The following is a 24,355-nucleotide window of genomic DNA, read 5'->3' on the forward strand; positions in this document are numbered from 1 at the left end:
GCGGGCCCGGGACAGGAATCGCTCCATATTAACGCTTAACTCGGGCGGCAATCCGTCCCCTCGGGTGTGTCCGGATGCAGCGTTCCCTGCGCATCCAACCTGCCGCGGGACCACGCGATGCCGGGTTGGATCGTGGCCTGGCGGACATGCCGCAGAAAGCGTTCGCGCGGCAGGGGGCGTGCGCCCATGCTGGCCAGGTGGCGCGTCTGCTGCTGGCAGTCGATCCACTCGACGCCCTGCGCCTCCAGGTAGCGAACCAGATGCGCCAGCGCGATCTTGGAGGCGTTCGGGACACGGGTGAACATGGATTCGCCAAAGAACATGCGCCCCAGGCTGATGCCGTACAGGCCGCCCGCCAACTCGCCGTCGATCCAGGTCTCGATACTGTGCACAACCCCGGCCTCATGCCACTGGCGGTAAGCCTCTTGCATGGCCGCCGTGATCCACGTGCCTGGCTGTCCGTCTCGCGGCGCGGCGCAGGCCGCCATGACCTGCGGGAACACGGTGTCGACCCGCACCTGCACCCTGGGCGCCGCGTCGTGCTCGCGCGCGGCGATCTGCCGCAGCAGCTTGCGCAGCGAGTGCGACGGCGCGAAATCCTTCACGCGCAGCACCATCCGCGGATCCGGGCTCCACCACAGGACGGGTTCGCCTTCCGAGTACCACGGAAAGATACCGTTGGAGTACGCCTGGGTAAGCCGTTCCGGGGACAGATCCGCGCCTGCGGCCAGCAGGCCATCCGGATCCGTCAGCGCGAATTCCGCAGGGGGGAACGGGGTGTCGGCGGCCAGCCAGGGCAGTTTCAACGGTGAGATTCGAGGGTGTAGTGATGAGGACCGAAGGTGCCGCGTTTGCGGTCCTCGAAAAACAGGCGCAGGGTGCTTGCCACGGTGCGAAACGCCAGGTCGTCCCAGGGAATCTCGGTTTCGTCGTACCAGCGCGCTTCCAGGCTCTCCGGGCCGGGGTCCAGTTCGGGACCCACCGCCTGCGCCAGATAGAACACGTGCACCTGCTCGATCTGCGGCACGTCAATGATGGTGTAGATGTCGCCCAGCTGGATCTTGGCGCCGGATTCTTCCAGCGTTTCGCGCGCGGCGCCCTGCGCGGTGCTCTCGCCCAGTTCCATGAAGCCTGCGGGCAGCGTCCACGTGTTGTAGCGCGGCTCGATCGCGCGCAGGCAGAGCAGCACGCGGTTTTCCCAGACGGGCACGGTGCCGACCACCAGCCGAGGATTCTGGTAATGGATCGCCCCGCAGTGATCGCAGATGTCGCGCTCGCGGTTGTCGCCTTCCGGCACGCGGCGGTTTACCGGCGTGCCGCATTGGCTGCAAAAGAGGGAACGGCGCGGGGCGGGAAAGTATACGAGGGGCGATTTGGCGGTCATGGGTACGATTCTAACGGCTGCGGCGGGTCGTGGCGCGCCGTCCCGGCGGCGTGGGCGCGGGGCTGCCGAATCGGGCTTCCAGGTGTTCCACGAACGACCGCACCTTGGGCGACAGGAAGCGGCGGTGCGGGTAGACGGCGACCATGGAGATGGGGGTGTGGGCGTAGCCGGTCAGCAAGGCGGTAAGGCGGCCGGCGCGAATGTCGTCGCCCACCAGGAATTCCGGTTGCAGGATGATCCCGTGGCCGGCCAGCGCGGCGGTGCGCAGCACGTCGCCATTATTGGCCCGCAGCGCCGCATTCACGCGCACCAGGTGCGTCACGCCGTCCTTTTCGAAATGCCATTCGTTGCCCGTGCTTGCGTAGGCGTAGTGCAGGCAGCGATGCTGCTTCAGGTCTTCAGGCACGGCAGGGGCGCCGTGGCGTTGCAGGTACGAGGGCGCTGCGCAGACCAGCAGTTGCTGCGGCGCCAGCGGCCTGGCCACCAGTGATGAATCCACCAGCGGGCCGATGCGCACCGCGACGTCGTAGCCGTCCTCGACCAGATCCACCACGCGATCGTTCAGGTCCAGGTCGATCACCACGTCAGGATAGCGCTGCAGGTACTCGGCAATCGCCGGTCCCAGATGCAGGATGCCGAAGGACACGGGGGCGCTGACCCGCAACCGGCCGCTGGGCCGCTGGCCTTCTGCCTGCAGCGACAGTTCCAGGTCGGCGACCTCGGCCAGGATGGGCCGGACTCGCTCGTAGAAGGCGCGCCCGGCATCGGTCATGCTCAGCTTGCGGGTGGTGCGGTTGAGCAGGCGAACGCCGTACTTCTGCTCCAGATAGGCAATCTGCCGCGTGACCACGGAGCGCGCCTGGCCCATCTTGTCGGCGGCCGCCGCGAATGAACCCAGTTCAACGACCTTGGCGTAGGTCTGCATGGCGGTGTGGGTGTCCAAGATTGTTTCCTATCGAGGAACAATAATTTGCAATTCTGCATGTTTATCTTTGTTTTTGGAATCGCAAGAATACGGCTCCATGAAGGTTCGCCCCGTTTTGAGCGATCCGTTTCTGCACAAGGATGACTGCAATGATTGATTCCCGTACCGCGCCGTATGCGGCACTGCTCCTGCGCGTGGCGCTGGGCGTGATGTTCCTGGCCCACGGCCTGACCAAGCTGCTGGTCTTCACGCTGCCCGGCACGGCGCAGTTTTTCACGAAGATCGGCTTTGCCGGCTGGCTGGCCTATCCCGTGACGTTCTTTGAGGTGGCGGGCGGCATTCTGCTGATCCTGGGCGTGGTGCCGCGCTGGGTGGCCGCCATTGCCGTGGTGCAGCTCTTCGCGGCGTCGACGGTTCACTTCGGCAATGGCTGGGGATTCGGCAACCCGGGCGGCGGCTGGGAATATCCCATCTTCCTGACCGTCGCGGCCGCCGTGCTGGCGCTGCTGGGCGACGGCAAGTTCGCGCTGGTCAAGAGCGGCCGTCGCTGAACGCCCTTTTTCAGCCCGCGTCGGCGTGCGGCGCGGGGTCGAATGCCAGGCGATCGGCAACGTCCGCCTGCGCAATCGAATGCAGCGGCGCGTCCACATAAACGTCTGGCCACGCCACGCTGATCGACTGGCCGGGCGTCAAGCCGGCCAGCGCGTCCATCAGCGACGCGCCCGCAGCCGTCTGCAGGGTTTCGAGCAGCGGCTGCAGATCGCGGTCCATCACAATGCCGGCGCCCAGAGGCGTGGATGCGAAGAGCCGGCCTGCATCATCCAGCCACCACCCGGTGACCGAGCCGACGGCCGCATCGGTATGCGTGACGAGGGCGCGATTGTCATCGGCCAGGCGCAATACATAAGGCGCCGCGTCCAGCCGCACGAAGACGCGCTGCGGCCCGTTCTGGAAAAACCAGCGGCCCACATCGTCATGGTCGTAATTGCGGCCGATGAATTCCAGGATTTGCGTGTTGGTGATCGGCTCGCCCGGCCCGCCTTCATTGGCCTGACCTTGCGGATGAAGGCGCCAACGCCCGCGCGCATCGAGCGACAGCCAGCCGTACACTGCCGGCACATTGGGCCATCGGGCGAGGGCGTCCTTCACCGATTGATCCATGGTGTTACGGGCGGATGACGATGGTGGGCGAGATGACGATGCCAGGCTGAACGGGCATCACAGGCACGGCCACGGGCTGCGGCGCGTAGCCATACGCATAGTCGTCGCGGCATTTGCGCTTTTCGCTGTAATCGCCATTGCGCTTCCACTTGCGCTCGACCTTACAGGCGCCATCCCAGTACTTTTCCTTGTACTCGCCACCCTTGTGGCGGTGGTGATGGTGCTTGTCGCCAGCCTCCGCGGCAAGGGGCGCAAGTGCGATCAACGCGGCGGCGGACAGGCTCAGGAAAGCGGGGCGGGTAGCAAAGCGGCGCGGGTGCGATTCCGGGATGTTGTGCATGGACTCATCGTTCAAATGAAAACGGGGTCACCATAACAATCATCCGGCTAACCGGGCGTAGGGATGGGTAACGAGATGCAGGGGGAAAGGAGAAAGATGCTGGAGGCGCAAGCCGGAATCGAACCGACGTACACGGATTTGCAATCCGCTGCATAACCACTCTGCCATTGCGCCAGCACTTGCAAGAAAAAAGGAAGCGCGGTGTGTGCCGTTGCTTCCTCTTTGTATTTGGAGCGGGAGACGAGTCTCGAACTCGCGACCTCAACCTTGGCAAGGTTGCGCTCTACCAACTGAGCTACTCCCGCTTGGGGTACTGCTTTGCCGTACTGCTTTCCCACTGCTTTATTTGCTTTTAGTGAAAGCCTGCATTGGTATCAGGGCTGTTCAGCAAAGAAAGCGATTGTACATGCTTTTTAGGGTCTTTGCACTGCAGATCGAAATCTGGAGCGGGAGACGAGTCTCGAACTCGCGACCTCAACCTTGGCAAGGTTGCGCTCTACCAACTGAGCTACTCCCGCATTTGCACACTGACCGCATCGCTGAGGGTCCGTTTGAATCTTGAGAATTCTGGCGGCTGGCCGATCAGCGAGGCGAGAGTATACATTAATTTTTTCATCCATCAAGCCGATGCGCCTGCGTTGGCGAACCCGGTGTTTCAGGCATGAAAAAAGGGCCTTTCGGCCCTTGCTTTCAACGATTTGCAGCGATTTGAAAAAGCGCTGCAGATCAAAATCTGGAGCGGGAGACGAGTCTCGAACTCGCGACCTCAACCTTGGCAAGGTTGCGCTCTACCAACTGAGCTACTCCCGCATTGGTTCCGTAAACTGCCCAGAACCGCTTTTCTTATTCACTCTGACCAACTTGGTTATCGATCAGAAGGCGCGCAGTCTAGCACGATTTTTTGAGCTTGTCCTGAGCCGGTCTGGCTGGCTGCGATTTACGCTGTAAATCGGGTCAAGCACTCAATCAAGTAAACTGAGCGAAGACAGAAACTATAGCATACCTCGTAGCACTCATGTCAAATTCCTTCGCGGGATCCGCGCCCGATTCCTTGTCTCCGTCCGTGCAGGACCTCACTGGTCTGAATACGTTGGGACTGGCATCCCGGGCCGATGCGTTCGTCGCGCTGCGCGAGCCCGCGCAATTGCCCGCGTTGTCCGCCCTGGCGCAAACGGCGCCGTCGTTGCTCGTGCTGGGCGGCGGCAGCAACGTGGTGCTGCCCGAGCGCGTGCCCGGCCTGGTTGCGCGCGTGGCCTTCCAAGGTGTGCGGCTGCTGGAATCGCGGCCGGACGCGTGGATCGTCGAAGCGGCAGGCGGCGAGAGCTGGCATGGATTCGTGTCGGCCTGCGTCGCGCAGGGATGGGATGGCCTGGAAAATCTGGCGTTGATCCCCGGCACCGTGGGCGCGGCGCCCGTGCAGAACATCGGCGCCTATGGCGTCGAGCTGCAGGAACGCCTTCACAGCCTGACGGCCTGGGATGTGCGCGAGGCGCGCTTTGTGGAAATGCAGGCGGCCGATTGCCGGTTCTCGTACCGCGACAGCGTGTTCAAGCATGATGCGCCCGGGCGCTGGATCATCGTGAGCGTGCGCTTTGCCTTGCCGCGGCCGTGGCGGCCGGTGCTGGCGTATCCCGATCTGCAACGCCATCCGCGGCTGTCGGGTGCATCGCCCTGCGCGCGCGATGTCTTCGATGCGGTGTGCGAGATCCGGCGCGCCAAGCTGCCCGATCCCGCGGTCACAGGTAATGCCGGCAGCTTCTTCAAGAATCCCATCGTGCCGGCCGCGCAGCGTGACGCGTTGGCGGAGCGCTTTCCTGGCCTGGTGTCGTACGCGCAGGCTGATGGCCGCTTCAAGCTGGCCGCAGGCTGGCTGATCGATCAGTGCGGCTGGAAGGGAAGGGCGCTGGGGGCGGCGGGCGTGCATGACCGCCAGGCGCTCGTGCTCGTCAATCGCGGGGGTGCCACCGCCGCAGACATCATGGGATTGGCGCGCGCGGTGCAGGATGCGGTGGCCGATCGCTATGGCGTGCGCCTGGAGCCCGAGCCGGTCGTGGTGTGACCGGGCAGGCTTTTCGGCATGAAAAAATCTATGGTCAGCCCGATTTTTGCAAGCGGGTTTGTGTTGGCGTAAATTGGGCTTTGCTCAAATCTATTCGGAGTCGTTTGGGGACAGGTCCCCCGCTCCATGATGAGAGTCGCGCCCGGCAAACCTCAAAAGGGCCTCAGCATCCAGGTGCTGAATTTTTTACCAGGTTTCTTGCCAGGCCGTTGAGCCGTTTATGTCTTCACGTACTCGCGTCGCAAAACCAGGAAGTGACTGCGTAAAACGGTGATGAATGTCAGGTTGCGCTAACAGCCTGCTCACTTCGGTAGTTCGTTCCATTGGCGAGGATGGCCCAGGCTATCCTCGCCAATTTATTGGCCAGCGCGCAGGCCACCACGTTCGAGTGGCGTCGTGCCAGCAGCTCGCGTACCCAGACGCCCAGCCGATCCGTGCGCCGCTCTACGCGTTGCATGATCGCTCGTGCGCCCTGCACCAACAGCCGCCTGAGATTCTTGTCGCCACGCTTGCTGATTCCCAGCAGCTTAGGCGTACCGCCAGTGCTGTATTGGCGTGGCACCAGACCCACAGAGGCGGCGAACTGGCGGGCCGAACCGAATTGCTGCGCATCGCCCAATTCTGTCATCAGCACGCTCGCGGTGATCGGCCCGATGCCGGGGATCTCCAGAAGCCGCTGGCTGCGTTCATCCTCGCGCAGTTGCTGGCACAAATCGCGTTCGATTTCGCCGATCTGCTCGTCCAAATACTTGAAGTGCGCCTGCAGCCGTTCAAGCAATGCCGCCAGTCGGGGCGGCAGCTCATGCTCGGCCAACACCGCTGGCAGGCGCCGCAGGATCGCCTGGCCGCGCGGCAGGCTGATGCCGAACTCCAGCAAAAAGGCGTGGACTTGGTTGATCACGCCGGTGCGCTCGCGCACCAGCGACTCTCGGACGCGGTGCAGCGCCGAGACGGTCTGCTGAGCCTCGTTGCGCACGCACACGAACCGCATGCTCGGGCGCGAGGCGGCTTCGCAGATCGCCTGCGCATCGGCAAAGTCGTTCTTGTTGCCCTGCACGAAAGGGCGCACGAACTGTGGGGAGATCAGCTTGGGTTGGTGGCCTAGCGCCTGGATGCGGCGCGCCATCCAATGGGCTCCTGCGCAGGCCTCCATCACCACCGTGCTGCACGGGCTATTACCCAGCAACGTGAACACTTGCTGGCGAGAGCACTTCTTGCGAAACACCATCCTGCCGGCAGAATCCTGCCCGTGCAGATGGAAGCTATGCTTACCCAGATCGATGCCAATCAGCGTGACGGTGCTCATGAGAGGTCTCCCAGAAAGAACAATCCCCACTCAGCGTACCGCTTCGTGGGGATCGGGCTGACCATCTCATTAGGACCCCGCGGGGTCCTTTGCTTTTGGCGCCAGAAATTACAGCCCCAGCACGGACTGCATGTCGTAGAGACCGTTGGTCTTGCCCTCGAGGAAGCGCGCAGCGCGCAGCGCGCCTTCGGCGTAAGTGGCCCGGCTGGACGAGCGGTGCGTGATCTCGATGCGCTCGCCGATGCCGCAGAACGACACCGTGTGATCGCCAACGATATCGCCGCCGCGCAGCACCGAAAAACCGATGGTGCCGGGCTTGCGCACGCCGGTGTCGCCGTGGCGGCTCCAGGTGGCAACGTCGGGCAGCGCGACGTCCCAGGCCGACGCGATGGTCTCGCCCATCTTCAGCGCCGTGCCGGAAGGCGCATCGACCTTGTTGCGGTGATGGGCTTCGAACACTTCGACGTCGTAGCCGGCGTTCAGGATGCGGGCGGCCATGTCCAGCAGCTTGAGCGTCGCGTTGACGCCCACGCTCATGTTGGGGGCGAACACGATGGCGGTCTTTTGCGCGGCAACCTCGATTGCGGCGCGGCCGTTGTCGTCAAAGCCGGTGGTGCCGATGACGGCCTTCACGCCGTGCTTCACGCAAGCCTGCAGATGCTTGAGCGTGCCTTCCGGGCGGGTGAAATCGATGAGGCAGTCAGCGCTTGCAAGCGCGTCCAGGTCGTCGGTGATGGCAACCCCGGTCTGCTTGCCCAGCGTGGCGCCGGCATCGCGGCCCAGCGCGGCCGAGCCCGGCACGTCCAGCGCAACGGCCAGTTCCAGGTCGTCGGCCTTCAGGATGGCCTCGATCAACATCTGGCCCATGCGGCCGTTTGCGCCGGCGATAGCAATACGCATAAAAAAAGTCCTTGGATTTAACGCAGCGGCTCGGGTGAGATGCCGGGCTGGCCCGGATACTGGTTGAGCGGGCTGGCGGGTGCATCGGCGTCGCGCTTCTGTTCGTCCTGCTCTTGCTCGACGCGGGCTTCGTCCCGGGCCAGGCGCTTGTCGGTCTTTTCGTCGGCAACGGCGTCCGGCGTGTTGATCTGGTAGGGCTGCAGATCGGGCTGCTTGTCGCCTTCCCAGCGCGTGAGACGGTCGTTTTCGAACCAGACGGTGAACTTGCGCTCTTGCGGGTTGCCGTAGCCCGGCTTGAAGTAGTACGGGTAGTCCCAGCGATTGGCGTGCAGCACGCTGGTGAGCGTGGGGCTGCCGAGCGCGAAGCGGACTTGTTCACGGGTCATGCCGGGCTGGAGCAGCGCAACCTGTTCCTGCGTGATCCAGTTACCCTGCTGGACCGGCGCCTTGTACGGGAAGCCCCATTTGTTCGAGGTGCAGCCCGCCAAGGCGACGGCCAGGGCGGCAACGGCCAAACCGGTCTTCAGAGAGCGGGAGGGAATACGTGCAAACATGGACACTACGCGCCCCTATTATTTGGAAGCAAGCAAAACCGTTATCATAAAGGTTTCATAAGGATAGTTCCGCGAGGCGGCATGAATTCGGCGAGCCGGCTTGCGGTGACCCCAGTCCTTGCCCATGCCAACGCGGACGGAGAGCGATTACACCATGAGCGACCAAAGCGAACTGAAAAACATGGGTTTGAAGGCGACTTTCCCGCGCCTGAAGATTCTTGATATTTTCCGCAAATCGGGTGAACGGCACCTGAGCGCCGAAGACGTCTACCGCGCCCTGATCGGCGAAAACGTCGAAATCGGCCTGGCTACCGTCTACCGCGTGCTGACGCAGTTCGAGCAGGCCGGCATCCTGGCGCGCAGCCAATTCGACAGCGGCAAGGCCGTTTTCGAGCTCAACGACGGCGACCACCATGACCACCTGATCTGCACCAACTGCGGAAAGGTCGTCGAGTTCTCGGATCCCGAGATCGAAAAGCGCCAGCAAAAGATCGCCAAAGACAACGCCTTCGCGCTGGAAAGCCACGCGATGGTGCTGTACGGCATCTGCGGCAGCTGCCTCAAAGGCCGCTAAGCCTGGGCGGGCAGCCGTGAGGCCGGTACATCCGGCTGCGTAGCCAAAAACAAAAGCCCCTTCTGAGTGAAGGGGCTTTTTGCGTTGGGGCCAGTGACGCCGGCAGGCCGCAGACTCAAGGCGTTGTCTGGCCGAACCCTTCCAGCATTTCGCGCGCGTGTTCGCGGGTGGTGGCCGTGAGCTTCATGCCGCCCAGCATCCGCGCGATTTCCTCGACGCGGGCCGGGGCGTCCAGCGGTTCGATGCTGGACCGGGTGGTGCCGCGGGACTCGGCCTTGCTGACCAGGAACTGGTTGTTGGCGCACGCGGCCACCTGGGGCAAGTGGGTGACGCACAGCACCTGATGGCGTTCGCCCAGTTCGCGCAGCAGCTTGCCGACGGATTCGGCCACCGCGCCGCCCACACCGCTGTCCACTTCGTCGAAGATCAGCGTGGGCACGCGCGCCGCGCGGCTGGCGATGACCGACAGCGCAAGCGAGATACGCGACAGTTCGCCGCCCGAGGCGACCTTGGCCAGCGGACGCGGCGTGGTGCCGGCGTGACCGGCCACCAGGAATTCGACCTGTTCGTTGCCGTGCGCGGACGGCGCCGACGGCGCGAGCGTCGGTTCAAAGCGGCCACCCTGCATCGCGAGCGTCTGCATGGCCTGGGTGACCTGCTTGCCCAGATCCTTGGCGACCTTGCGCCGGGCGGTGGTCAGCTTGGCGGCGGCCGCGTCGTATTGCGCCTGCGCCGCGGCCGCCTGGGCGCGCAGCGCGTCGATGTCGCCGGCGGCCTGCAAGGCGGCAAGCTCCGCATGTAGCGATTCGCGCAGCTCGCACAGGGCATCAGGATCGGTGCGGAATTTGCGGGCGGTCTCGAATACCAGTCCAAGCCGCGCTTCCACGTCGGCGAGCCGCTTGGGGTCCAGGTCGACCCGGCTGACGTAGTTGTTCAGGTCGGACACCGCTTCGCTGATGGCGATGCGTGCCGATTCCAGTTCGTCATGGACACCCTTGAGGCCCGGATCGTGCCGCAGCATCTGCTGCAGGCGCTGGTTCGCGGCCGTCAGGCGGTGATGCGCCGAATCGCCTTCGCCGTCCAGCATTTCTAGGATTTGCGAGGCGCCATCCAGCAGCGATTGCGCATGCGAGAGGCGCGTGTGCTCGGATTGCAGGGCGTCCCATTCGTCCAGTCCGAGGTTCAGCCGGTCCAGTTCGTCGACCTGCCATTGCAGGCGTTCACGTTCAGAGGCCAGGCTTTCGGCGTCTTTTTCGGCCGATTCCAGCTGGCGTGCCAAGGCGCGCCACTGCTTCCACGCCTGGCCAACCGCGTGGCGAAGGTCGCCGTGGCCGCCGTGCGCGTCCAGCAGGTCGCGCTGGGCGTCGGGACGCATCAGGCTCTGGTGCGCGTGCTGGCCATGGATGTCGACCAGGCTGTTGCCCAGTTCGCGCAGTTGCGCCACGGTGGCGGGGGTGCCGTTGATGTAGGCGCGGCTGCGGCCTTGCGCATCGATGACGCGGCGCAGCGAGAGTTCGTCGTCGGCGTCGATTTCGCGTTCGGCCAGCCACGCATGCAGCGCCGCCGGGGTGTCGAACACGGCGGTGATGTCGGCGCGGGCCGCGCCTTCGCGCAACATGCTGGCGTCGCCGCGTTCGCCGAGGGTGAGCGCCAGCGCATCGACCAGGATGGATTTGCCGGCGCCCGTTTCTCCCGAAAAGACGGTGAAGCCGGGGCCAAAGTGGATCTCGGTCTGTTCGACGATGACGAAGTCGCGGATGTGCAGGGTGCGCAGCATAAGGGGCGCTAATTACTCTACGTTGTCGGAGGCTTCGGGCATCAGGTTCCAGTGCAGTTTGCGGCGCAGGGTGGAAAAGAAGCTGTAGCCTTCGGGATGCACGAATCGGATGGTGTAGGGCGCGCGCTGCACGACGATGCGGTCGCCCGGTTGCAGGTCGGACCAGGTCTGCATGTCGAAGTGCACGCTGGCGCCGACTTCGACGCGGCCCATGGCCGTGAGCGTCATGTTGAGCACGCCGGTGTCCGGGATGACGATGGGCCGGTTCGACAGCGTTTGCGGCGCCACCGGCACCAGCACCATGGCGTTCATGCCCGGGTGCAGGATGGGGCCATTGGCCGACAACGCATAGGCCGTGGAGCCGGTGGGCGTGGCGATGATCAGGCCGTCGGCGCGCTGCGTATACATGAAGGCGCCGTCAAGTTCGACCCGGACCTCGATCATGCCGCCGCGGCCCGCGCGGTTCAGGACCACGTCGTTCAGGGCCGACGCGGAATACATCTTCTGGTCGCCGCGCCACACGCTGCCTTCGAGCAGCATGCGGTCTTCGATCTGGAAGCTGCCTTCGAGCACGCGGGCGAGCGCGGCGTGCGCGTCCTGCAGGGCGATGTCGGTGATGAAGCCCAGGCGCCCGTGGTTGATGCCGATCAGCGGCATGCCGTAGGGCGCGAGATGGCGGCTGGCGCCCAGCACGGTGCCGTCGCCGCCCATGACCACGGTGAGCGAGGCGGTCTTGCCGATTTCCTCGAGCGTGGCGATGGGGTATTCGGTCAGCCCGGTATTGCGCGCCGTGTCCGCATCGATCAGCACATGGCGGCCCGCCTGCGTCAGCGCGTGCGCAAGTGCTCTCAGCGGTGTGTCCAGGCCGGTGTCCTGGTATCTGCCGATCAGGGCGACTATAGGAAAATGCATGGCTGCGTAGGAATGAAAAGGGCGAAACCGCAAAGCTGAACATGCCCAGAATGGGCCAATTAGCCGATTATATGGGGCCGTATATTGTGTTGCGGGACAAAAATCGCCTCAACCTGAAAAGATTCCCTAAAATAGCCGCTATGGATGACCGCGCACGCGCTTTACTGAAAGCGTTGATAGAACGCTACATCGCCGATGGGCAGCCAGTCGGCTCGCGGACGCTATCTAAAGTCTTTGACTTGTCTCCGGCCACCATCCGCAACGTCATGGCGGACCTGGAAGAGCTGGGACTGATCCACAGTCCGCATACCTCCGCCGGCCGTGTTCCCACGCCGCGCGGATACCGCATGTTCGTCGATTCGCTGCTGTCGGTGCAGTCGTACCAGCTGCAGCCGCACAACATGGGCGAAATGCTCTCGGCTGCCGAACCCACCCGCGCGGTCAATGCGGCCGCGGCGCTGCTGTCCAACCTGACGCAGTTCGCCGGCGTGGTCCTCACGCCCAAGCGGGCGCAGGTGTTCCGGCAGATCGAATTCATCCGCCTGTCCGACAAACGCGTCCTGCTCATCATCGTGACGCCCGATGGCGACGTGCAGAACCGCATCCTTTTCGTCCAGCGGGATTACGCCGAATCCGAGCTCCTGGAAGCCGGCAACTTCTTCAACATGCACTTCGCCGGCAAGTCGTTCAATGCCGTGCGCCAGACGTTGTCGACCGAGCTGGCCCAGTTGCGCGAAGACATCTCGCGCCTGATGCAGGCCGCCGTCGAGGCCAGCGCCGAAGCGGCCGAGGACGGCGACGCCGTGGTCATCTCGGGCGAACGCAAGCTGCTGGACGTCACCGACATCGCGTCCGACATGGATCGGCTGCGCAAGATGTTTTCGCTGTTCGAGAAAAAGACCGATCTGCTGCAATTGCTGGACGTCTCGAGCCGCGCGCAGGGCGTGCAGATCTACATCGGCGGCGATTCGCAACTGGTGCCCCTGGAAGACGTCTCCGTCATCACGGCGCCTTACGGCGTCGACGGCAAGGTGGTCGGCACCCTGGGTGTCATCGGTCCGACCCGCATGGCCTACGAGCGGGTCATACCCATCGTGGACATCACGGCGCGCCTGCTGTCCAACGCCCTCAGCCACAACCAGTAGTCCCATTCAAAGCTACATCCTCCTTGCGGAGGAAGGGGAGTTTTTGTGTTTCTTCGCCTGTTCAAGTATCTCTGGCCTGAGCGCTACCTTCCTGAGCCCCACCAAGAAGATCCCTTCAACGAGGATCCGCCGCCGCGCGTGCCCGGCAAGGTCGGCGTGCTGCTCGTCAACCTGGGCACGCCCGACACGACGTCGCCCAAGGACATCCGCAAGTATCTCGGCGAATTCCTGTCCGACCCGCGCGTCATCGAAATCCCGCGCTACCTCTGGAAGCCCATCCTGCACGGCATTGTGCTCGTGCGCCGGCCCAAGCGGCTGGAGCCGCGCTACGCCGGCATCTGGATGGAGGGCGGCTCGCCCCTGATGGTCTACAGCCAACGCCAGACCGACGGCGTTCGCGCCGCCCTGCAGGCGGCCGGCGTGGATGCCGTGGTCGAGCTGGGCATGCGCTATGGCAACCCCTCCATCCCCCAGGTGATCGCAAACATGCGCAAGCAGGGCTGCGAGCGCATCCTGACGGTGCCGCTGTATCCCCAGTACGCCGCCAGCACCACCGCCACCGTGGTCGACGCGGTCACCCGCTACATGGGCAAGCTGCGCGATCAGCCGGAGATGCGCTTCATCAAGCGCTTTCACGACGAGCCCGCCTACCTGGACCCGCTTGCCGCGCGCATCGAGCGCTACTGGGCCGAACATGGCAAGCCGCAGAAACTCGTCATGAGCTTTCACGGCCTGCCGCGCTACTCCATCGAACTGGGCGATCCCTACTACCGCGACTGCATGGAAACCGCCCGGCTCCTGGCGCAGCGGCTGTCCCTGCCCCGCGACCAGATCGAAGTGACCTTCCAGAGCCGGTTCGGCTCGGCCCGCTGGCTGGAGCCCTATACCGAGCCGACCCTGAAGGCCCTGGCGGCCTCCGGCGTCACGGAGGTCGATGTGGTGTGCCCGGGATTTGTGGCAGACTGTCTGGAAACCCTGGAAGAAATCAGCCTGGAATGCCGCGACGCCTTTCTCGAGGCGGGGGGCAAACAGTTCCGTTACATTCCTGCCATCAATGACGACCCGGCCTGGATCGCGGGGCTGTCCGGTCTGGTGGAACGAAACTTGCAGGGGTGGATACCAGCAGCCACGGACTTGAAGGAGAAGGCGCATGCACCATGATCCCAAGACTGGAAAGACGGTCAAGAAGGGCAAAGTCACCACTCCCGTCGACGAGGACCGCGTCGAACATGACCTGGACGAGGCCCTGGCCGATACGTTCCCGGCCAGCGACCCGGTCGCGATTCCCTCGGACCCGGACGCCGATGACAAGCGCGTGGACCGCGCGCTGAAGGAAAGTTTTCCGGCCAGCGACCCCGTGGCCCCCGCCCAACCCAGCAAGAAGTAGCCGTTCGGTCAGCGGGCGCCCGGCCTTCGGGCCGTGCCCCGGGGAATATTTCGCTTAACCGGGCTTGAATTAGGGGTATTGGCCCCCATTCATGTCTGCGAAAGCCATTCTTTTTGGAGGATTCCCCATGACGGCACCCCACGAGCCTGCTGACCAGGCGCCCGAAGTCGGCCAGAGCGCCGATGCGGCTCCCGCCGCCCAGGACGCCGCGCAGGCCGAGCTGAACGAGTTGCGCGCCCAATTGGACGCCGCCCAGGCTACCGTCAACGAGCAGCACGACCAGCTTCTGCGTGTGCACGCGGAAGCCGAAAACGTGCGCCGCCGCGCCCAGGAAGAAGTGTCCAAGGCGCGCAAGTTCGGCATCGAGTCGTTCGCCGAAAGCCTGGTTCCGGTCAAGGACAGCCTGGAAGCTGCCCTGGCCCAGCCCGATCAGACGGTCGAAACCCTGCGCGAAGGCGTCGAAGTCACCCTCAAGCAGCTTGCCGCCGCGTTCGAGCGCAATCTGCTCAAGGAAATCGCGCCGGCCCAGGGCGACAAGTTCGATCCGCACCAGCACCAAGCCATTTCGTCCATTCCCAACGAGCAGCCCGCCAACACGGTGGTGCAACTGCTGCAGAAGGGCTATGTGATTGCCGACCGTACCCTGCGCCCGGCGCTGGTGGTCGTGTCGGCCGGCCAGGGCTGAACCGCGTCCCACCATGACCGACCCGCGCTTTGACCCGGCCCAGGTATTCCAGGTGTTCGGCATGCGCCATGTCGACACCGCGGGATTCGATGCGGCCGTGGTGCAAGCGCCCGGGGCGGACCTGCGCTGTGTCTTCCTGTGGGGCCAGGATTGCTACAACTGCAATCTGTTCAAACAGGCGGCGCTGCTTCACCAGGAAACGCTGGTAGGGCTTGGCCTGACGTGGTTCGAAGCCGATGTTTACGCGGATGAACCGCTGGGACGCCGCTTTTCGTTGCATGGCGTCCCCACTTTTGTGCTGTACCGGTCCGGCAAGCGCCTGGGGCGCATCACCGGCTGGCCCGGATTGCCCCAGTTCACGGCGGCGATCCACCGCCTGCAGGAATCGGGCGCCGAAAATTCCAGCCCGGCGTCTTGAAAAACCCTTTGGGCAGCCCCAGTTATGGGGGGACAAGCAGTTTTCCCCAATTTTTCATAGATTTAATAATCAAGGTAACCCACCATGAGCAAGATTATTGGCATTGACCTGGGAACGACCAACAGCTGCGTGGCTGTCATGGACGGCGGGCAGGTCAAGATCATCGAAAACGCCGAAGGTGCTCGCACCACCCCCTCCATCGTTGCCTACATGGATGACGGCGAGACTCTGGTCGGCGCACCTGCCAAGCGCCAGGCCGTGACCAACCCGCGCAACACGCTCTACGCCGTGAAGCGCCTGATTGGCCGCAAGTTCGAAGAAAAGGCAGTGCAGAAGGACATCAACCTGATGCCCTACGCCATCGTCAAGGCCGACAACGGCGACGCCTGGGTTGAAGTGCGCGGCAAGAAGATGGCGCCTCCCCAAGTGTCGGCCGACGTGCTGCGCAAGATGAAGAAGACCGCCGAGGACTACCTGGGCGAAGAAGTGACCGAGGCCGTCATCACCGTGCCCGCCTACTTCAACGACAGCCAGCGCCAGGCCACCAAGGACGCCGGCCGCATCGCGGGCCTGGAAGTCAAGCGCATCATCAACGAACCCACCGCCGCGGCGCTGGCGTTCGGCCTGGACAAGACCGAAAAGGGCGACCGCAAGATCGCTGTCTATGACCTGGGCGGCGGCACGTTCGACGTGTCCATCATCGAAATCGCCGACGTGGACGGCGAAAAGCAGTTCGAAGTGCTGTCGACCAACGGCGACACCTTCCTGGGCGGCGAAGACTTCGACCAGCGCATCATCGACTACATCATTGCCGAGTTCAAAAAGGAACAAGGCGTTGACCTGTCCAAGGACGTGCTGGCGCTGCAACGCCTGAAGGAAGCCGCCGAAAAGGCCAAGATCGAACTGTCGTCCGCGCAGCAGACCGAAATCAACCTGCCGTACATCACGGCCGATGCCTCCGGTCCCAAGCACTTGAACCTGAAGATCACGCGCGCCAAGCTGGAAGCGCTGGTCGAAGAACTGATCGAACGCACGATCGAGCCCTGCCGCGTCGCCATCAAGGACGCCGGCGTGAAGGTCTCCGACATCGACGACGTGATCCTGGTCGGCGGCATGACCCGCATGCCCAAGGTTCAGGAAAAGGTGAAGGAATTCTTCGGCAAGGATCCGCGCAAGGACGTGAACCCCGATGAAGCCGTCGCCGCGGGCGCCGCCATTCAGGGCTCCGTGCTGTCGGGCGACCGCAAGGACGTGCTGCTGCTGGACGTCACGCCGTTGTCCCTGGGTATCGAAACCCTGGGTGGCGTCATGACCAAGATGATCCAGAAGAACACCACGATCCCGACCCGGTTCTCGCAGACGTTCTCGACCGCCGACGACAACCAGCCGGCCGTGACGATCAAGGTGTTCCAGGGCGAGCGCGAAATCGCTGCGGGCAACAAGGCCCTGGGCGAGTTCAACCTCGAAGGTATTCCGCCGTCGCCGCGCGGCATGCCGCAGATCGAAGTCACGTTCGACATCGACGCCAACGGCATTCTGCACGTGTCCGCCAAGGACAAGGGCACCGGCAAGGAAAACAAGATCACCATCAAGGCCAACTCGGGTCTGTCGGAAGACGAGATCCAGCGCATGGTCAAGGATGCCGAGGCCAACGCCGAGGAAGATCACCGCGTTGCCGAACTGGCCCAATCGCGTAACCAGGCCGATGCGCTGGTGCATGCCACCCGCAAGTCGTTGACCGAGTACGGCGACAAGCTCGAAGCTTCCGAAAAGGAAAGCATCGAAGCCGCCATCAAGGACCTGGAAGACACGCTGAAGGAAGGCGACAAGGCCGCGATCGACGCCAAGGTGGAAGCCCTGTCGACCGCATCGCAAAAGCTCGGCGAAAAGATGTACGCCGACATGCAGGCGCAGCAAGCCGCCGGCCAGCAGCAAGCGGCCGACAACGCGAAGCCGGTGGACGACAACGTCGTCGACGCCGACTTCAAGGAAGTCAAGCGCGACCAATAATGGCCGGGCGCTGACCTGCCTCTGCCGCCCGGTAGCCGGAGAAATCCGCCTACCGGGCGAACTCATTCTGTAGCACTGAAAAGAAGGCTCGGTTTCGAGCCCACGGATCATGGCAAAACGCGACTATTACGACGTCTTGGGCGTGGCAAAAAACGCCTCGGACGACGATCTCAAGAAGGCCTATCGAAAGCTGGCCATGAAATACCATCCGGACCGCAATCCGGACAGCAAAGAAGCCGAAGAGAAGTTCAAGGAAGCCAAGGAAGCCTACGAGGTCCTGGGCGATGAGCAAAAGCGCGCCGCGTACGACCGCTACGGTCACGCTGGCGTCGACCCCAATGCCGCCGGCATGGGCGGCGCGGGCATGGGTGGCGGTTTCGCCGACGCGTTCGGCGACATCTTTGGCGAAATCTTCGGCGGCGGCGGCGGTGGCCGTCGTGGCGGCGGTCCCCAGGTGTATCGCGGCGCCGACCTCAAATACGCGCTGGAAATCACCCTCGAACAGGCAGCCGCCGGTTTCGACACGGAAATCCGCGTCCCCAGCTGGGAAAACTGCGACACCTGCCACGGCTCCGGCGCCAAGCCCGGCACCTCGCCCAAGACCTGCCGCACCTGCGGCGGCTCGGGCGCCGTGCGCATGCAGCAAGGTTTCTTCAGCGTCCAGCAAACCTGCCCGACCTGCCACGGCAACGGCAAGGAAATCACCGACCCGTGCCCGTCCTGCGACGGCGTCGGCCGCATCCGCCGCAACAAGACCCTCCAGGTCAAGATCCCGGCCGGCATCGACGACGGCATGCGCATCCGCTCCAGCGGCAATGGCGAACCCGGCATCAATGGCGGGCCTCCGGGCGACTTGTATGTGGAAATCCACATCAAGCAGCACAAGATCTTCCAGCGCGACGGCGACGACCTGCACTGCGAGCTGACCATCCCGTTCACCACCGCGGCATTGGGCGGCGAACTTCAGGTACCCACGCTGGGCGGCAAGGCCGAGATCTCCATCCCCGAAGGCACCCAATCCGGCAAGACCTTCCGCCTACGCGGCAAGGGCATCCGCGGCGTGCGCGGCAGCTACCCCGGCGACCTCTACTGCCACGTCGTGGTGGAAACGCCGGTGCGCCTGAGCGAAGACCAGAAGAACATCCTGCGCCAGTTCGAAGCGTCGTTGAACGACGGCGGCGACCGCCACTCGCCGCAAAGCAAATCCTGGACGGACCGCGTCAAGGAATTCTTCAGCTGATCACGCCGATCTTCAGCAAAAAAGCCGCGACGAGAGTCGCGGCTTTTTTTCGGACCTTTCGATATCGGCCCGCCCACATCCGGCTGCTTATCGAGCGACCGGCGGGTAATCCAGTTCGCCAAAGGTGTATTCGCCATTGGCCTTGGCTTGTTGAAGCTCGGCTCGCACTTCCTGTTCGGTCAGGCCGGAGGTGCGGGGCAAAGCGGCGGGATAGTCCATTTCGCCAAACGTGTACTGGCCGGTCAGCTTGGCTTCCTGCAACTCGGCCGCGACCTGAGAGCCGGACTTCCCGTGTTCAGCGCCCGCCGCATGCGCGCCGGTGCTGGCCAGGGCCAGGGAAAAGAACAGCGTGGTGGCCAGGATTTTCATGTGTGAGAGCTCCAGTTTGTTTTAAGAGTGATCGAGTCCCGCGTCGCTGCCTCACGACCCAGTACATATCAAGAGGGCCGATGCGGCGTACCGTAAGAAACTCGAATAAACCCGCACGCATGAAACCACCTTCCAAATAGCCAAGAAATCGAAGGGTTTCTAAAAATTACGGATATGCGGAATGCGGATGCCGGAGCCACCCGCTGCCAACCCGCTGCATTCACCTGCCACTGCCGCCAGATACCGCCACCCCGCAATCAGATCCGGCTTCCCGCGGCTTGCCCTCCGCGCGCAGCGAGCACCCGAAACCGAACCACATCGCGTAAGCGCTGCGAGGCCGCCCGCGCGGCCGACGCAGCGCGGGCCGGCAAGATCTTCCGAACCACCAAAACCGCGAAAAAAACGCCAAGCAAACCACCCGCCCCGACGCCCGTCGTGTGCTCCACGGCGCGAGCCCGGTGTGGCTGCGGCGCCCGGTGCGTGGGGCGTCGATAAGCCCAACGGAATCCGAAGGAATCGCCGTAGGCGATGACGAGGATGAGGCAGGGGAAGTCCGGAGCGAAGGCTCCGGACCGCAATCGTGGCCCCGCGCGCCGTGGCCGCGCCGGGCGCCAAAAGAACCCAGATCCCCGCCAGTCCTGAACCGACAAAAAAAAGAGACCGCGACGCATCGCCACGGCCTCTTCACTACTGCAACTGCAACTACTAGTACAGCAACTTCAACTTCAACTGCGAACTTCAACTGCGAACTTCAACTGCTGACTGCAACTACATCACAGCAACTTCGATTGCTACTTCAACTTCAACTACTGCTACTTCAACCGCCGCTGTATGCCGAAAATACCGGCCTCAGGCCATGATGCCGCCCGAGGCCGGCCGGGCTACAGCAAGCAGCTCACCGGCTGATCGGCGGGTATTCGAGCTCGCCGAACGTGTATTGACCGCTGGCCTTCGCTTGCGCCAGTTCCTGCTGGACATCGGCGCGCGACTTCGCGGCGCCCGTGGCGGCAGCGACCGGCGGGTACTGCAATTCGCCGAACGTGTATTGGCCGCTGACCTTGGCTTGTTGCAGCTGGGCTTGCACTTCTTGCGAGCTCAGGCTGGTCTTTTGGGGCAGGGCGGGCGGATAGTCCAGCTCGCCGAAGGTGTACTGGCCGCTGACTTTCGCTTCGTGCAGTTCAGTCGCCACCTGGGCGCTGCTCTTCGCTTGCTCGACGCCGGCGGCTTGTGCGCCGACACCGGCCAGGGCCAGGGATAGGAAAAGGGTAGTGGCTAGGGTTTTCATGATGAGACCTCCAATTCGTCGTAAATGGGGACCGAATCCGGCGGCGCTCCGTCGTGTTCGTTTGCTGTTCCCGATGAACTGAATTGTCCTCGTCATCGCACCTGGGATAAACCCTTATTCCTTGAAAACATCTTTCCAAATAACCGAGTAATCGATTCAAGGCGGCGAATTGCCCCCATCAATGGAATGGTTGAATCCATTTCCCACCTTCCCGCTTCACGGGAGCAGATCCACTATGCAAAAAAAACCCCTGCCGAAGCAGGGGTTTTGCAATCGGCTGTGCGTCAGGGCTTCTTGAAGTCACCCGCCAGCGCCGTGCTGAATCCGTCCGGACGCACGTACTTGCGCAGCGCGGCGTTCACCGCGTCAGGCGTCAAGGCCGAGATCTTCTTGTCCATCTCGGCCGACCACGCAAACGTGCGGCCACGCTCCAGATAGTCCAGCCAGGTGCTGGCCAATACATCGTCCTGCGCGCGCGCCAGATTGCGGTAGTTCAGCAGCGCCGTGATGCCCTCCGAGATTTCCTTGTCCGAGAAGCCATCCTTCAGGACCCGCGCCAGTTCTTCATTGATTGCCTTCTCGAGGCGCTCGCGATTCTGCGGCGCGTAGATCGCATAGATGCTCCAGCTTGCGGCAGGTTCGAACGACGATACCGACAGCGAGCTGCGCACGTTGTACGACAGGCCCTCGGTCTCGCGCACCCGGTTCCACAGCCGCGACGTTTCCGACGCGCCGAACAGATAGTTGGCCAGATACAGCGCCGCATAATCCGCGTCGGTATCCTGCAGCTTCAGCGGCATGCGCGACAGATAGAACGCGTTGGCCTTGTCCGGCGTATTGATGTCGAACTGCTTGGCCGGCACGTCGCGATACGGGTTCGGCACGCGGGTATAGGCCGGCGCCTTCTTCCATCCGGCAAGTCCCGCGCGCAGCGATTTTTCCACCGCTTCCGGCTCGAAATCGCCCACCGCCGAGAACTCGATGTCGCCCGCGCCGTAGAACTTCGCGTGGAACTTGGCCAGTGCCTCGCGATTCAGCGCGCGCACGCTGGCCAGCGACTCCTCGAACGTCGGCACGTAACGCAGGTCGTCGGCAGGCCACGGATTGTCGTGGCGGGCCAGCGTACGGCCGGCCAGGGCCGACGGCTCCGTCATCGCGTTCTGGATCGAGGTCTCGAGCTGACGCTGATATTCCTCGACCTGTTCCTTCGGGAAGCTGGCGTTGCGGATGATCTCCAGCGCCAGCGCCGTCAGCTCGGGCAGATTTTCGCCCTTGGTCGACATCGCTACCTTCAGCGTCGTGCCGCCGCCGCTAAAGCCCAGCTCGGCCTGCAGCTTGTCCAGACGGTCCTGAATGTCCTGGCGCGTCAGCTTGTCCGTGCCGCGCAGCAGCAGGTCGGCGGCCGCGCTGGAATTCACGCGTTGGCCCAGCAGGTCCTTTTCGTTGCCGAATTGAATCAGCATCTGCGCCTGCACGCGGCTGCCGCGCGTGGCCTTGGGCAACAGCGCCAGTTTCACCGGGCCATTGGGCAGGTCAAGCGTCGTGCGCTTGGTCAGCTTGTCGATGTTGGCCGGCGAGGGATCGAACGCCGAGGCGGCCTTGAAGTCCGGATCGCCCTTGTAGTCCTTGAACACCGCCGTGAGGTCCACGCGCTGCGTCTGCGGCGCGCGCACCGGCTTTTCGGTCGGGATGTAGCGGCCTTCGATGCGGTTGCTCTGCACCAGATAGGTCGTCGCGGCCTTTTGCACTTCGGCTAGCGTGGCCTGGCGCGCGCGGTCGCGCTGCAGGAAAAAGAGACGCCAGTCGCCCGCGGCAATCGCTTCAGATAGCGCCACGCCGACTTGTTCGGGGTCGCTGTAGGTCTGTTCCCACGAGGTCAGCCATTTGCTGCGCGCGCGGTCCAGCTCCTGCTGCGTGAACGGCTTTTTGTCGAGCGACTCCAGCGTGCCCGTCAGCGCCGTCATGGCCGCGTCCAGGTCCTTGCCCGGCGTCAGTTGCGCGGCGAACATCGCCAGTCCCGGATCCAGATTTTCCATCGTGAAACCGAACACGCCCGAGGCCAGCTTGGTCGGAACCAGCGCATGGTATAGACGGCCCGACGGCGTGTCGGCCAGGATCGTGGTGGCCAGGTCGAACGGCACGAAGTCCGCGCTGGCGCCGGCGGGGATGTGATACATCGCCGCGACCAGCGGCGTGCCGCCCGTGCGGCGCAGCGTCACCGACCGCTCGCCGTCCTGCGCCGGCTCTACCGTGTATTCCGGCGGCAGCTTGCGGTCGGGCTTGGGCAGCTTGCCCAGTGTGGCCTCGATGTCCGCCAGCGTCGTCTGCGGGTCGAACTTGCCCGCCACGATCAGCACGGCGTTATCGGGCTGGTAGTACTCGTGGTAGAAGGCGCGCAGCTGCGCGATGTCCACGTTTTCAACGTCCGAGCGGGCGCCGATCGTGTTTTTGCCGTAGCTGTGCCATTGGTAGGCCGCCGACTGCATCTTCTGCATCAGGATGCGGAAAGGATTGTTCTCGCCGCTTTCCATTTCATTGCGGACCACGGTCATTTCCGAGTCCAGGTCTTCCTTGGCGATCAGCGAATTGACCATCGCATCGGCCTGCCAGCCGAGATACCACTTCAGCGTCTCGGGGTTGGCCGCGAAGCTGGCGAAATAGTTGGTGCGGTCGCTGGAAGTCGACCCGTTGGCCTGCAGGCCGCGGCGCGAGAACTCGCCCATCGCGTTACGCGTGGTGGACGTGCCCTTGAACAGCATGTGTTCCAAGAGGTGCGCCATGCCGGTCTGGCCGTAGTTTTCGTTGCGCGAGCCCACCAGGTAGGTCATGTTGACCGTGGTGGACGGCTTGGATTCGTCGGGTACCAGGAGCACCCGCAGGCCATTGGCCAGGCGGTATTCGGTGATGCCTTCGATCGAGGCGGCCTCCGTGACGCCGGCCGGCAGGCTGGCGGCTCCGGCCTGAAAGGCCAGGAAGGAGGAAAACAGCAGCATGCCCAGGGGGCGCGGCAGCTTCGACAGGGACAAGCGCATGGCGGATCATTCCTTTGGCATGGCAGAATCCGTTGGAGTGTATACGTTGGCAATGGTTCAGGCGCTGCGGCGGGCCTCCCGCCAAAGCCGCCGCATCGCTTCAGCGCCATCCGCAATGCCGAGGAAATGCCTATGTCCCTGACCGTCGAAGTCCAAACGCCCCGCCTGGTGCTGCGGCAATGGCGGGCTTCCGATCGCAAGCCCTTTGCGGCCCTGAACGCGGACCCGACCGTGACGCAGTTCCTGCTGCCGCTCACGCCCCAGGAAAGCGATGCCCTGGCCGACAGGCTGGCCGCGGGCATCGACGAGCACGGCTGGGGCTTCTGGGCGGTGGAAGCGCCCGGCGTGGCGCCCTTCATCGGCTTTGTGGGTATCAAGCCGCTGGCGCCTGCGTTGCCCTTTGCGCCGGGGGTGGAAATCGGCTGGCGTCTCGCGCAGTCATTCTGGGGACGGGGCTACGCCAGCGAGGCGGCCGGCGCGGCCCTTGGCGTGGGCTTCGAGCAGGTCGCGCTGGATGAGATCGTCGCCTTCACCGCCACGGACAACCTGCGGTCCCGCGCCGTCATGGACCGCTTGGGCATGGCGGCCGACCCGCAGCCCTTCGACCATCCCGCCGTGCCGCCAGGCCATCCTTTGCGCGCCCATGTGCTGTACCGCATCGGACGGGACGCCTGGCGCCGCCGGCGCGACGCGGCGGGCGCTACAGACGGTGCGGTGTTTGCGGCGGCATGAGCGCGGCGCGAAGCCGCATCCCGCTTGATGCTGCGGCGCAGCAACGCTGATTTCCCAGGGGATTTGAATCGGTTCCGGTCGCGGGTGTAAGCTTTTAAGCACGCATTCGCTGTTGCTGACGGGATGCGCGACAGCCGTTTTACAGGCTTCCCGTCCAACG

24 protein-coding genes and 4 tRNA genes are annotated in these 24,355 nt (G+C 63.8%); 11 read left to right on the forward strand and 17 right to left on the reverse strand.

Annotated features, from left to right (window positions below):
- Positions 1 to 35: 35 nt before the first annotated feature.
- Genes aat through QEP15_RS04610 form a run of 3 tightly spaced genes read right to left on the reverse strand, consistent with a single transcriptional unit; the run spans position 36 to position 2,327 of the window.
- The gene (gene aat / locus QEP15_RS04600; RefSeq protein WP_280148509.1) at positions 36 to 806 is read right to left on the reverse strand and encodes a leucyl/phenylalanyl-tRNA--protein transferase; all 771 of its coding nucleotides are present in this window, start codon (positions 804 to 806) and stop codon (positions 36 to 38) included.
- Positions 803 to 1,384, reverse strand: a complete 582-nt coding sequence (locus QEP15_RS04605) for an NUDIX hydrolase (RefSeq protein WP_152383565.1) — start codon at positions 1,382 to 1,384, stop codon at positions 803 to 805. Before QEP15_RS04605 ends, aat begins: the two co-directional genes overlap by 4 nt.
- A 10-nt stretch (positions 1,385 to 1,394) precedes the next feature.
- Positions 1,395 to 2,327: a LysR family transcriptional regulator gene (locus tag QEP15_RS04610; protein WP_056321249.1), complete on the reverse strand. Its 933-nt coding sequence runs from the start codon at positions 2,325 to 2,327 to the stop codon at positions 1,395 to 1,397.
- Positions 2,328 to 2,458: 131 nt separating this feature from the next.
- On the opposite strand from QEP15_RS04610, the gene QEP15_RS04615 reads away from it, so the two are divergent.
- The gene (locus QEP15_RS04615) at positions 2,459 to 2,860 is read left to right on the forward strand and encodes a DoxX family protein (protein WP_062840371.1); all 402 of its coding nucleotides are present in this window, start codon (positions 2,459 to 2,461) and stop codon (positions 2,858 to 2,860) included.
- A gap of 10 nt (positions 2,861 to 2,870) precedes the next feature.
- On the opposite strand, the gene QEP15_RS04620 is transcribed toward QEP15_RS04615, so the two are convergent.
- The 6 genes from QEP15_RS04620 to QEP15_RS04645 form a co-directional block, all read right to left on the reverse strand.
- The gene (locus tag QEP15_RS04620) at positions 2,871 to 3,470 is read right to left on the reverse strand and encodes a DUF2946 family protein (protein WP_280148510.1); all 600 of its coding nucleotides are present in this window, start codon (positions 3,468 to 3,470) and stop codon (positions 2,871 to 2,873) included.
- Positions 3,471 to 3,474: 4 nt separating this feature from the next.
- Positions 3,475 to 3,810, reverse strand: coding sequence for a hypothetical protein (locus QEP15_RS04625; RefSeq protein ID WP_175156616.1), 336 nt, complete (start codon positions 3,808 to 3,810; stop codon positions 3,475 to 3,477).
- A gap of 100 nt (positions 3,811 to 3,910) precedes the next feature.
- Positions 3,911 to 3,984: transfer RNA gene (locus QEP15_RS04630), tRNA-Cys, on the reverse strand.
- Between the two features lie 55 nt (positions 3,985 to 4,039).
- A tRNA-Gly gene (locus QEP15_RS04635) sits at positions 4,040 to 4,115 on the reverse strand.
- Between the two features lie 137 nt (positions 4,116 to 4,252).
- A tRNA-Gly gene (locus QEP15_RS04640) sits at positions 4,253 to 4,328 on the reverse strand.
- Between the two features lie 216 nt (positions 4,329 to 4,544).
- Positions 4,545 to 4,620, reverse strand: a tRNA-Gly gene (locus tag QEP15_RS04645).
- 205 nt (positions 4,621 to 4,825) lie between these two features.
- Between QEP15_RS04645 and murB the strand changes: the two genes are divergently transcribed.
- On the forward strand, positions 4,826 to 5,869 hold the full coding sequence (gene murB / locus QEP15_RS04650; protein WP_280148511.1) for a UDP-N-acetylmuramate dehydrogenase: 1,044 nt from the start codon (positions 4,826 to 4,828) through the stop codon (positions 5,867 to 5,869).
- A gap of 280 nt (positions 5,870 to 6,149) precedes the next feature.
- Here the strand turns inward: murB and QEP15_RS04655 are convergent, their stop codons facing one another.
- The 3 genes from QEP15_RS04655 to QEP15_RS04665 form a co-directional block, all read right to left on the reverse strand.
- Entirely contained in the window at positions 6,150 to 7,175 is a 1,026-nt protein-coding gene (locus QEP15_RS04655; RefSeq protein WP_142049788.1) for an IS110 family RNA-guided transposase, read from the reverse strand.
- Positions 7,176 to 7,283: 108 nt separating this feature from the next.
- Complete coding sequence (gene dapB, locus QEP15_RS04660) at positions 7,284 to 8,075, reverse strand: 4-hydroxy-tetrahydrodipicolinate reductase (protein ID WP_280148512.1); 792 nt, start codon at positions 8,073 to 8,075, stop codon at positions 7,284 to 7,286.
- 17 nt (positions 8,076 to 8,092) lie between these two features.
- Positions 8,093 to 8,629 (reverse strand): outer membrane protein assembly factor BamE, encoded by a 537-nt coding sequence (locus tag QEP15_RS04665; protein WP_152383571.1) that lies wholly within the window; start codon positions 8,627 to 8,629, stop codon positions 8,093 to 8,095.
- A 154-nt stretch (positions 8,630 to 8,783) separates the two neighbouring features.
- Between QEP15_RS04665 and fur the strand changes: the two genes are divergently transcribed.
- Entirely contained in the window at positions 8,784 to 9,203 is a 420-nt protein-coding gene (gene fur / locus QEP15_RS04670) for a ferric iron uptake transcriptional regulator (protein WP_056321269.1), read from the forward strand.
- A 115-nt stretch (positions 9,204 to 9,318) separates the two neighbouring features.
- Here the strand turns inward: fur and recN are convergent, their stop codons facing one another.
- Together recN and QEP15_RS04680 are read right to left on the reverse strand one after the other, a co-directional pair.
- Positions 9,319 to 10,980: a DNA repair protein RecN gene (recN, locus tag QEP15_RS04675; RefSeq protein ID WP_280148513.1), complete on the reverse strand. Its 1,662-nt coding sequence runs from the start codon at positions 10,978 to 10,980 to the stop codon at positions 9,319 to 9,321.
- A 12-nt stretch (positions 10,981 to 10,992) separates the two neighbouring features.
- Positions 10,993 to 11,892: an NAD kinase gene (locus QEP15_RS04680; RefSeq protein ID WP_056321271.1), complete on the reverse strand. Its 900-nt coding sequence runs from the start codon at positions 11,890 to 11,892 to the stop codon at positions 10,993 to 10,995.
- A 140-nt stretch (positions 11,893 to 12,032) separates the two neighbouring features.
- Here QEP15_RS04680 and hrcA point away from each other — a divergent pair, with 140 nt between their 5' ends.
- From hrcA to dnaJ, 7 genes are all read left to right on the forward strand, one after another.
- Entirely contained in the window at positions 12,033 to 13,037 is a 1,005-nt protein-coding gene (gene hrcA / locus QEP15_RS04685) for a heat-inducible transcriptional repressor HrcA (protein WP_062840377.1), read from the forward strand.
- Between the two features lie 45 nt (positions 13,038 to 13,082).
- Entirely contained in the window at positions 13,083 to 14,198 is a 1,116-nt protein-coding gene (hemH, locus tag QEP15_RS04690) for a ferrochelatase (protein ID WP_152383573.1), read from the forward strand.
- Positions 14,188 to 14,424 (forward strand): hypothetical protein, encoded by a 237-nt coding sequence (locus QEP15_RS04695; RefSeq protein ID WP_056321277.1) that lies wholly within the window; start codon positions 14,188 to 14,190, stop codon positions 14,422 to 14,424. Before hemH ends, QEP15_RS04695 begins: the two co-directional genes overlap by 11 nt.
- Before the next feature lie 127 nt (positions 14,425 to 14,551).
- Positions 14,552 to 15,109 (forward strand): nucleotide exchange factor GrpE, encoded by a 558-nt coding sequence (gene grpE / locus QEP15_RS04700; RefSeq protein ID WP_175156611.1) that lies wholly within the window; start codon positions 14,552 to 14,554, stop codon positions 15,107 to 15,109.
- A gap of 13 nt (positions 15,110 to 15,122) precedes the next feature.
- Positions 15,123 to 15,527, forward strand: coding sequence for a thioredoxin family protein (locus tag QEP15_RS04705; RefSeq protein WP_062840379.1), 405 nt, complete (start codon positions 15,123 to 15,125; stop codon positions 15,525 to 15,527).
- An 84-nt stretch (positions 15,528 to 15,611) separates the two neighbouring features.
- The gene (gene dnaK / locus QEP15_RS04710) at positions 15,612 to 17,537 is read left to right on the forward strand and encodes a molecular chaperone DnaK (RefSeq protein WP_056321286.1); all 1,926 of its coding nucleotides are present in this window, start codon (positions 15,612 to 15,614) and stop codon (positions 17,535 to 17,537) included.
- Between the two features lie 109 nt (positions 17,538 to 17,646).
- Complete coding sequence (dnaJ, locus tag QEP15_RS04715) at positions 17,647 to 18,777, forward strand: molecular chaperone DnaJ (protein ID WP_056321287.1); 1,131 nt, start codon at positions 17,647 to 17,649, stop codon at positions 18,775 to 18,777.
- 87 nt (positions 18,778 to 18,864) lie between these two features.
- Here dnaJ and QEP15_RS04720 read toward each other — a convergent pair whose 3' ends face one another.
- The 3 genes from QEP15_RS04720 to QEP15_RS04730 all read right to left on the reverse strand — a co-directional run bounded on the left by QEP15_RS04720 (position 18,865) and on the right by QEP15_RS04730 (position 23,463).
- Positions 18,865 to 19,146 (reverse strand): DUF4148 domain-containing protein, encoded by a 282-nt coding sequence (locus tag QEP15_RS04720; protein WP_056321290.1) that lies wholly within the window; start codon positions 19,144 to 19,146, stop codon positions 18,865 to 18,867.
- Between the two features lie 895 nt (positions 19,147 to 20,041).
- Complete coding sequence (locus tag QEP15_RS04725; protein ID WP_062840384.1) at positions 20,042 to 20,431, reverse strand: DUF4148 domain-containing protein; 390 nt, start codon at positions 20,429 to 20,431, stop codon at positions 20,042 to 20,044.
- 284 nt (positions 20,432 to 20,715) lie between these two features.
- The gene (locus QEP15_RS04730; protein WP_280148514.1) at positions 20,716 to 23,463 is read right to left on the reverse strand and encodes a M16 family metallopeptidase; all 2,748 of its coding nucleotides are present in this window, start codon (positions 23,461 to 23,463) and stop codon (positions 20,716 to 20,718) included.
- Positions 23,464 to 23,595: 132 nt separating this feature from the next.
- Here QEP15_RS04730 and QEP15_RS04735 point away from each other — a divergent pair, with 132 nt between their 5' ends.
- On the forward strand, positions 23,596 to 24,195 hold the full coding sequence (locus tag QEP15_RS04735) for a GNAT family N-acetyltransferase (protein ID WP_217617784.1): 600 nt from the start codon (positions 23,596 to 23,598) through the stop codon (positions 24,193 to 24,195).
- Positions 24,196 to 24,355 lie beyond the last annotated feature (160 nt).

It is taken from the genome of Achromobacter mucicolens (assembly GCF_029866465.1).
Classification (GTDB): Bacteria; Pseudomonadota; Gammaproteobacteria; order Burkholderiales; family Burkholderiaceae_B; genus Achromobacter; species Achromobacter mucicolens.

Bases quoted from the DNA above. Each gene is read 5' to 3' on its own strand.
- fur (WP_056321269.1), top strand. From the start codon at position 8,784: ATGAGCGACCAAAGCGAACTGAAAAACATGGGTTTGAAGGCGACTTTC.
- QEP15_RS04725 (WP_062840384.1), bottom strand. From the start codon at position 20,431: ATGAAAACCCTAGCCACTACCCTTTTCCTATCCCTGGCCCTGGCCGGT.
- dnaK (WP_056321286.1), top strand. From the start codon at position 15,612: ATGAGCAAGATTATTGGCATTGACCTGGGAACGACCAACAGCTGCGTG.
- QEP15_RS04680 (WP_056321271.1), bottom strand. From the start codon at position 11,892: ATGCATTTTCCTATAGTCGCCCTGATCGGCAGATACCAGGACACCGGC.
- QEP15_RS04695 (WP_056321277.1), top strand. From the start codon at position 14,188: ATGCACCATGATCCCAAGACTGGAAAGACGGTCAAGAAGGGCAAAGTC.
- dnaJ (WP_056321287.1), top strand. From the start codon at position 17,647: ATGGCAAAACGCGACTATTACGACGTCTTGGGCGTGGCAAAAAACGCC.
- QEP15_RS04735 (WP_217617784.1), top strand. From the start codon at position 23,596: ATGTCCCTGACCGTCGAAGTCCAAACGCCCCGCCTGGTGCTGCGGCAA.
- QEP15_RS04615 (WP_062840371.1), top strand. From the start codon at position 2,459: ATGATTGATTCCCGTACCGCGCCGTATGCGGCACTGCTCCTGCGCGTG.
- murB (WP_280148511.1), top strand. From the start codon at position 4,826: ATGTCAAATTCCTTCGCGGGATCCGCGCCCGATTCCTTGTCTCCGTCC.
- QEP15_RS04625 (WP_175156616.1), bottom strand. From the start codon at position 3,810: ATGCACAACATCCCGGAATCGCACCCGCGCCGCTTTGCTACCCGCCCC.
- hrcA (WP_062840377.1), top strand. From the start codon at position 12,033: ATGGATGACCGCGCACGCGCTTTACTGAAAGCGTTGATAGAACGCTAC.
- QEP15_RS04605 (WP_152383565.1), bottom strand. From the start codon at position 1,384: ATGACCGCCAAATCGCCCCTCGTATACTTTCCCGCCCCGCGCCGTTCC.
- dapB (WP_280148512.1), bottom strand. From the start codon at position 8,075: ATGCGTATTGCTATCGCCGGCGCAAACGGCCGCATGGGCCAGATGTTG.
- QEP15_RS04705 (WP_062840379.1), top strand. From the start codon at position 15,123: ATGACCGACCCGCGCTTTGACCCGGCCCAGGTATTCCAGGTGTTCGGC.
- grpE (WP_175156611.1), top strand. From the start codon at position 14,552: ATGACGGCACCCCACGAGCCTGCTGACCAGGCGCCCGAAGTCGGCCAG.
- QEP15_RS04730 (WP_280148514.1), bottom strand. From the start codon at position 23,463: ATGCGCTTGTCCCTGTCGAAGCTGCCGCGCCCCCTGGGCATGCTGCTG.
- QEP15_RS04720 (WP_056321290.1), bottom strand. From the start codon at position 19,146: ATGAAAATCCTGGCCACCACGCTGTTCTTTTCCCTGGCCCTGGCCAGC.
- QEP15_RS04665 (WP_152383571.1), bottom strand. From the start codon at position 8,629: ATGTTTGCACGTATTCCCTCCCGCTCTCTGAAGACCGGTTTGGCCGTT.
- QEP15_RS04655 (WP_142049788.1), bottom strand. From the start codon at position 7,175: ATGAGCACCGTCACGCTGATTGGCATCGATCTGGGTAAGCATAGCTTC.
- QEP15_RS04620 (WP_280148510.1), bottom strand. From the start codon at position 3,470: ATGGATCAATCGGTGAAGGACGCCCTCGCCCGATGGCCCAATGTGCCG.
- recN (WP_280148513.1), bottom strand. From the start codon at position 10,980: ATGCTGCGCACCCTGCACATCCGCGACTTCGTCATCGTCGAACAGACC.